General features: G+C 34.7%; 9 protein-coding genes. 5 read left to right on the top strand and 4 right to left on the bottom strand.

Features of this window, described 5'->3' with window-relative positions:
* The coding region (locus QMD61_11350; GenBank protein ID MDI6725230.1) for a hypothetical protein at nucleotides 1-327 on the top strand (327 nt) is incomplete at its 5' end.
* 9 nt (nucleotides 328-336) lie between these two features.
* Here the strand turns inward: QMD61_11350 and QMD61_11345 are convergent.
* The 3 genes from QMD61_11345 to QMD61_11335 form a co-directional block, all read right to left on the bottom strand.
* A complete protein-coding gene (locus QMD61_11345; GenBank protein ID MDI6725229.1) occupies nucleotides 337-1,386 on the bottom strand; it encodes an AI-2E family transporter in 1,050 nt (349 codons plus the stop codon).
* A gap of 35 nt (nucleotides 1,387-1,421) precedes the next feature.
* Complete coding sequence (locus QMD61_11340) at nucleotides 1,422-2,216, bottom strand: dihydroorotate dehydrogenase electron transfer subunit (protein MDI6725228.1); 795 nt, start codon at nucleotides 2,214-2,216, stop codon at nucleotides 1,422-1,424.
* Between the two features lie 79 nt (nucleotides 2,217-2,295).
* Nucleotides 2,296-3,195, bottom strand: coding sequence for a dihydroorotate dehydrogenase (locus QMD61_11335; protein ID MDI6725227.1), 900 nt, complete (start codon nucleotides 3,193-3,195; stop codon nucleotides 2,296-2,298).
* A gap of 52 nt (nucleotides 3,196-3,247) precedes the next feature.
* Between QMD61_11335 and QMD61_11330 the strand changes: the two genes are divergently transcribed.
* The 4 genes from QMD61_11330 to QMD61_11315 are packed head-to-tail and all read left to right on the top strand — an operon-like array spanning nucleotide 3,248 to nucleotide 5,674.
* The gene (locus QMD61_11330) at nucleotides 3,248-4,459 is read left to right on the top strand and encodes an ATP-binding protein (protein MDI6725226.1); all 1,212 of its coding nucleotides are present in this window, start codon (nucleotides 3,248-3,250) and stop codon (nucleotides 4,457-4,459) included.
* A 13-nt stretch (nucleotides 4,460-4,472) separates the two neighbouring features.
* Entirely contained in the window at nucleotides 4,473-4,811 is a 339-nt protein-coding gene (locus tag QMD61_11325; protein ID MDI6725225.1) for a hypothetical protein, read from the top strand.
* Between the two features lie 46 nt (nucleotides 4,812-4,857).
* Nucleotides 4,858-5,523 carry a fibrillarin-like rRNA/tRNA 2'-O-methyltransferase gene (locus QMD61_11320; GenBank protein MDI6725224.1) on the top strand — a complete coding sequence of 222 codons (666 nt, stop codon included), beginning with the start codon at nucleotides 4,858-4,860 and terminating at the stop codon, nucleotides 5,521-5,523.
* A 10-nt stretch (nucleotides 5,524-5,533) separates the two neighbouring features.
* Nucleotides 5,534-5,674, top strand: coding sequence for a hypothetical protein (locus QMD61_11315; protein ID MDI6725223.1), 141 nt, complete (start codon nucleotides 5,534-5,536; stop codon nucleotides 5,672-5,674).
* 12 nt (nucleotides 5,675-5,686) lie between these two features.
* On the opposite strand, the gene QMD61_11310 is transcribed toward QMD61_11315, so the two are convergent.
* On the bottom strand, nucleotides 5,687-6,043 hold a 357-nt coding region (locus tag QMD61_11310), incomplete at its 5' end, for a phosphopantothenoylcysteine decarboxylase (GenBank protein MDI6725222.1).

The following is a 6,043-nucleotide window of genomic DNA, read 5'->3' as shown; positions in this document are numbered from 1 at the left end:
GTTCAAAAGGCCCCTGAAACAGCTAGAAAGGGTATGAACGTAACAGTTCAATACGAAGTTTCTAATAAAGGTTCTGAGAATGTAACTGATGTTCAGATTATCGCTCAAGGCGTTAAGCAAACTTTGGGTACATTGAAGCCTGGAGATACTAAAAATTACGTTATTCAATTGTATATACCTACAGATGCAGAAGTTCAACAGGATTTCGGCGCTAATGCTTCCGTTTCTAATCCTTTCTTTATTGGAAGTTTTACTGTAACATTTAAAGATACTAGAGGCTCAAATCACACTGTAACTTCTAATTCCGTTCAAATAAGATTGGTATAAACCCTGAGTTCAGGGATTAATTTTTTTATTTTTCTTGACAAGATCATTTTCCTTTTTATATGCTTTAACAGCTGCATATGTAACCCCTAATATAAGAGGGCCTAAAATAAAACCAACCAGACCAAATACCAATGGTCCGCACAGGAATCCGAGTATGAATATCAGGGGGTGAATATCTGCATATTTACTGGATATTTTGGGTCTGATATAAATGTCAACCAAGCTCATAATCAATCCAAGGGTTATAACAGCAAAAGCTTGTAAGTAGCTCCCTGTAAAAATGCTATAAGCCGCAAGGACAATAGGTAGGGGCCAGTGACCAATAAACGGTATGAGCTGGAAGAAACCGGTTAATATTCCTAAAAATGAAGGGAAAGGATATCCTATGATCCAGAATCCAACTCCTCCAATTATACCAGTTAAAATTGCGGTAAGAAAATGTCCAAAAAATATGCTCTTTAAAACCCTTTCAACTTCTCTAAAAAGAGTATCAAAATAATGCTCTCTATCAGTTGGAATGGCAAATTTGATATATTCCAATAACTTATCACCGTCCTTTGCAAAGTAGAAAGTTGATGCTAAGAATATGAAGAGCTGGAAAGCAATAGTTGGTATAGATCCTACATAATTAACAAGATAATTCAACGAATTCCTCAAAATATCTTCAATTCCTACATTTGCAGCTTTAATTAATGAACCAGTATATGTCTGGAGTCCTACTGGCAGTAACTGCTGCACTGTTGTGGAATTTATATTGCCTAAATTACTGTTTTTTGCCACCCCAACAATTATAGGTACAGATTCAATAAAAGAACTTATAACAATAGCGATGATGATTATTAGGGGTAAAATAAGTACTATCATTGCGGCTATTATGGAAAGTGTCTCAAATTTTAAATTGGTTAACATCCTTTTGGAGATTGGACGAACTCCATATGCAAAGGCAAGACCAAGGATAATCATGCTCATCATAGGGGTTAGAATGAAAAATGAAATGATAAGAAGTGCCAAAATAACAAAAACCGCTGATGTTAAAGTACCTTTTAACTTATAAATCATAATATCACTTTAAAAATGGGAATTAATAAAAATTGTTAAATATTATGCTTTATTCCTGATGCATCTCTTTTATATTTTCCGAATTCTGAAATTAATCTAATATCTTCAATTGAAAACACCGGACCTTCCACACAAACTCTCCAACCCGTATCATCCACGCAGCATTGACCGCATATGCCTATACCACATTTCATATAACGTTCAAGAGAAAATTGGGCCTGGATTTTATATTTTTCTGCGATTTCAAATACTCCTTTCATCATAACCTCAGGACCGCAGGTTACAATCATGTCGTAATCATTCTCCTGGAGAATTTTTTCCATGAATTCAGTGGCAAAACCGCAAAATCCAAAGCTTCCATCATCTGTACATGCATAGGCAGTGATATCTGTAGCTTTAAGCTTATCCATAAATAAAAGTTCATCTTTTGTTGCTGCAGCAGTTATAACATCTACATCAACACCTTTATTTCGTGCATACTCTACAAAAGCAGCAATAGGAGCCATACCTACGCCACCACCCACTGCAAGAATTTTTGAACCCTTTATTTCAAAGCCATGCCCGTAAGGACCTCTTAAACCGAGTTTATCCCCAACCTTGAGAGAGTGTACAGCTTCTGTAAAAGGACCTACTTTCTTGATGGATATGCCTATTTCGTTTTTTTCCCGGTCAATTAAAGAAATCGACATTGGTTTTTCGTCTTCAAAGTTCCACACCATCATAAATTGCCCGGGTGTGATGTTATTAGTGGGAAAATCGAATATAAATGTTTTAACAGTTTCAGTTTCTTTAATTATTCTTTTTATTGCAATAGTTTTAGGAATATGCATGTTATCTGCCTGATTTTAATTAAATATAATATTATATCAAGTATGTTCTTAGAACATCCTTTATTTTATTTTTATTAGGTTAATGGGCTATTCCAACCATTTCATCGATGGTTTCGTACTCCTTTTCTATCATGAATTTTTGGATTCCATCATTAATTTCTTTGAAGATATCCAGTCCTTTATACATAATTGCGGTTCCAATTTGAACACACTTTGCACCTGCGAACATGAATTCTACAGCGTCCCTGTAATCTGCTATACCGCCCACACCAATGATTGGAATTTCAACTGCGTCATATATATCATAGACACATCGAAGAGCAATTGGTTTTATTGCAGGGCCTGACAGTCCACCGAATTTATTGGAAAGAATTGGATTTCCAGATTCAATATCAATCCTCATCCCCGGACCAACTGAATTAATAAGTGTTAAACCGTCACATCCCGCTTTTTGGGACCATATGGCAATTTCAACAATATCAGTAACATTAGGGGTTAATTTTACAATTACGGGAATTTTAACAGTATTTTTCACTGCTTTAACTATACTGGCTGTTAGTTCTGGGTCTTCTCCTATTGAAGCTCCGCATCCCTTCTGTGCATGGGGACAGGAAACATTTAATTCAATCATATCTGCATAATTCTCTATTTTAGAGGCAATTTGAGAAAATTCATCACTTGAAGAGCCATAAATGGAAGCAACAGTCGTGGTGGAACTATCTATCTTTTTAAGTTCTTCCAGAAAAGCATCTACACCGGGATTTGAAAGTCCTATTGCATTTATAACTCCGCCAGTAACTTCAACTGTTGTAGGATTATTATAGCCTTTATTTGGGTTCAAACCAAAAGATTTAGTCACTACTGCGCCAGCTCCACTTCTTGAAGCCCAGTTAAGCGAGGAGGCTGTGCTTCCCAGTATGCCTGCGGCTAACATTGTTGGATTTTTCATTTTAACGTTACATAATTCAGTTTCTAACATCAATGTCACCATATAAATAAACTTTAAAGTCTTAAAATACAGATTAATCCCTATGAAATGCTATCTTACAAATTGTTTCATGGGCTTTATGCTCTTTGATGAAAGTTTCACACTCATAGATTATGAACTTTTCCCAAAAGGAAAACTTGCAGAAAGAGTTATAGAATTAAATAAAGGGAATTTAACTCTCCAGGAAGAGTCAATATTAAAAAGAAATATCAAAAAATGCGATTCAATAACAATTGAAACAAATCTAACTTTATCAAAGTATAAGAACTTAAAGGGAGCATCTAAATTTAAATTTGAAACTCCAAATGTTGCCGGTGACTTTCTAAGATCAAACATTGATAAAATACTGGTAGAAAATGGAATCTTAGAAGCAGAAGATGATTTAAATGAAATATTACATGATTTATCCATTGAAATTATCAATTATAAATTAAAAGAAGCTTCTAAAACCAGGGATAGCTATTTAATCCAGGCAATAAATTCAATAGATGAAATTGACGATGCAACAGGCAAATTGATTGAAAGATTAAGGGAATGGCACTCAATCCATTTCCCTGAACTGAATAAAATAAAAAATCAGGAAAAATATGTAAACCTAGTAGCTGAATATGGTGATATGAGCTCCATAATAGAATCAGGACTTTTAGATGAGATATATATTGCAGATCAAAGCACTGGGGCTGAAATTGGGGATTTCGACCTTGAAATGGTTAAAAACTTCGCAGATTCCATAAAGTCACTTCAAGACACTAAAAAATCCCTTACAGATTATGTTGAACAGAAAATGAATGAAATTGCACCGAATTTAAGCGACCTTGTGGGGTCATTGCTGGGTGCAAAGCTTGTAGCCCATGCAGGGAGCTTAGAAAGATTGTCTTTGCTTCCATCAAGCACTGTTCAAATTATGGGTGCTGAAAAAGCCCTTTTCAGGCATCTAAAAACTGGAGAAAGGCCTCCAAAGCATGGCCTGATATATCAGTATCCTGAAATTAGAAGCGCTAAATGGTGGCTTAAAGGAAAAATTGCCAGAGCTTTGGCTGCTAAAATATCTCTTGCAGTTAGAAAGGATGTTTATTCTGGTGAATTTGATGCAGGTATAAAAGAAAGCTTTGAAGAACATCTTGAAGAGCTTAAAAAGAAATATCCATTTCCTCCAAGGACTAAAAAAGCCCAGAAGAACGGTAAGAAGGGTAAAAAGAAGATGAAAAAGAAAAAGAGGGATAAATACAGAAAAAAGATTGAAGATTACTATTGATGGGGAGAAGATTATGGTAGATATTTTATTGCCTTTATATGTTCTGTCAATAATATCAAGTTTCATCGCTTCAATTTTAGCTGTGGTTGCAATAAGGTTTTCTAAAAGAACTGAGGCAAGATTGAAAAATAATTTTGAGCAGATGCGCAGTATGATGGATATGCAGCATGAAAAAACAGAAAATCTAATGGCTAATATTGGAACTGAAGCAGAAACCATAAGATCTTCAGTTCACACCACAAGACTTGAACTTCTAGACTCAATTGAAAATGTTCACAGAATACGGGAAGAAATTCTTGAATCCATGCAGAGTTTAGAAGACAGATGCATCATTAAAGATGATGAAATTTGAAAATAATTTTGATAATTAGATATTTGAGGTTTAGGAGAAGCTTAAAATGGAAATCATTCAAAAATTTCAGGGAGTATATGAAATTGATGGCCATGTGGCCACAGAAAATTTTAATCAGGGAATTAAAGTTTACGGTGAACGATTGGTTGAAATTGAAGGTAAAGAATACAGAATATGGGATCCAAGACGTTCAAAACTTTCAGCTGCAATTCAAAATGGTCTGGAAACATTTCCATTTAATGAAGACTCAAAAGTGCTCTATTTAGGGGCATCAGCGGGTACTACTCCCTCACATATCTCGGATATATGTAAAAATGGCCTGATTTATTCTGTTGAGTTTTCGCCGAAGATGATGCATAAACTGGCTGATTTGAGTCGGGAACGTAAAAATATCATTCCAATCCTTGACGATGCTACAAAGCCAAAGAATTACATGAATTTACTTCAAAAAGTGGATGTTCTTTATTCAGATGTGGCTCAACCAAACCAATCTGAACTTTTCATGGATAACGCCCGTTTATATCTAAAAGAGGATGGAATTGGCATATTGATGATAAAAGCAAGGAGTATTGACGTTACAAAAGCCCCAAATAAGATATTCAAAGAAGAAGAATCAAAATTAAAAACACATGGATTTAAAGTGACCGAGAAGGTCAAGTTAGAGCCTTATGAGAAGGATCACATTGCTTTTGTTTGTGAATTTAGTTTCTAAGGCGAATAATATGAAAAGAATTAAAAAATGCCCAGTTTGCGGTTCTACTAATATTAAATGGGTAATTCCTCAAAACTGGTCGTTATGGCAGTGTTTTGATTGTGGATATCAGGGAGCAATAGTAATTGAGGAAGAGGAAAAGAAAGAATAACTATTTTAAAAATTAAAGTTTAAAAATAATCTTATCAATAACCCGCTCAGCAACTTCCTTTTTAGAACTCAAAGGAACATCAGTAATTTCATCATCAATTAAAATAACCTGATTTTTATCCTCACCAAAACCAGCACCTTCAATTGCAACATCATTTGCAACCATAAGGTCAATATTAGATTCTTCAGCCCTTTTTCGTGCTGATTCAATTAATTCATCTCGTGAAAGATCGTATTCAGCTTTAAAACCTACAAGGAATATTTCAGGATTTATTTTCTTTACTTCAACTATTATTTTTGGGGCTTTTTCAAGCTTTAAGGTTATATCTGCGCCTGAAGAGATTTTATTTTCTTTAATTTCTGTTTTAGG

The organism is Methanobacterium sp. (assembly GCA_030017655.1).
Classification (GTDB): Archaea; Methanobacteriota; Methanobacteria; order Methanobacteriales; family Methanobacteriaceae; genus Methanobacterium_D.
The sequence above is the reverse complement of the archived record's forward strand: the minus strand, read 5'-3'. Positions and strand labels throughout refer to the sequence as shown.

Excerpts from the sequence above, each read along its gene's own strand:
- QMD61_11345 (MDI6725229.1), bottom strand. The coding sequence starts at position 1,386 with ATGATTTATAAGTTAAAAGGTACTTTAACATCAGCGGTTTTTGTTATT.
- QMD61_11340 (MDI6725228.1), bottom strand. The coding sequence starts at position 2,216 with ATGCATATTCCTAAAACTATTGCAATAAAAAGAATAATTAAAGAAACT.
- QMD61_11335 (MDI6725227.1), bottom strand. The coding sequence starts at position 3,195 with ATGTTAGAAACTGAATTATGTAACGTTAAAATGAAAAATCCAACAATG.
- QMD61_11330 (MDI6725226.1), top strand. The coding sequence starts at position 3,248 with ATGAAATGCTATCTTACAAATTGTTTCATGGGCTTTATGCTCTTTGAT.
- QMD61_11325 (MDI6725225.1), top strand. The coding sequence starts at position 4,473 with ATGGTAGATATTTTATTGCCTTTATATGTTCTGTCAATAATATCAAGT.
- QMD61_11320 (MDI6725224.1), top strand. The coding sequence starts at position 4,858 with ATGGAAATCATTCAAAAATTTCAGGGAGTATATGAAATTGATGGCCAT.
- QMD61_11315 (MDI6725223.1), top strand. The coding sequence starts at position 5,534 with ATGAAAAGAATTAAAAAATGCCCAGTTTGCGGTTCTACTAATATTAAA.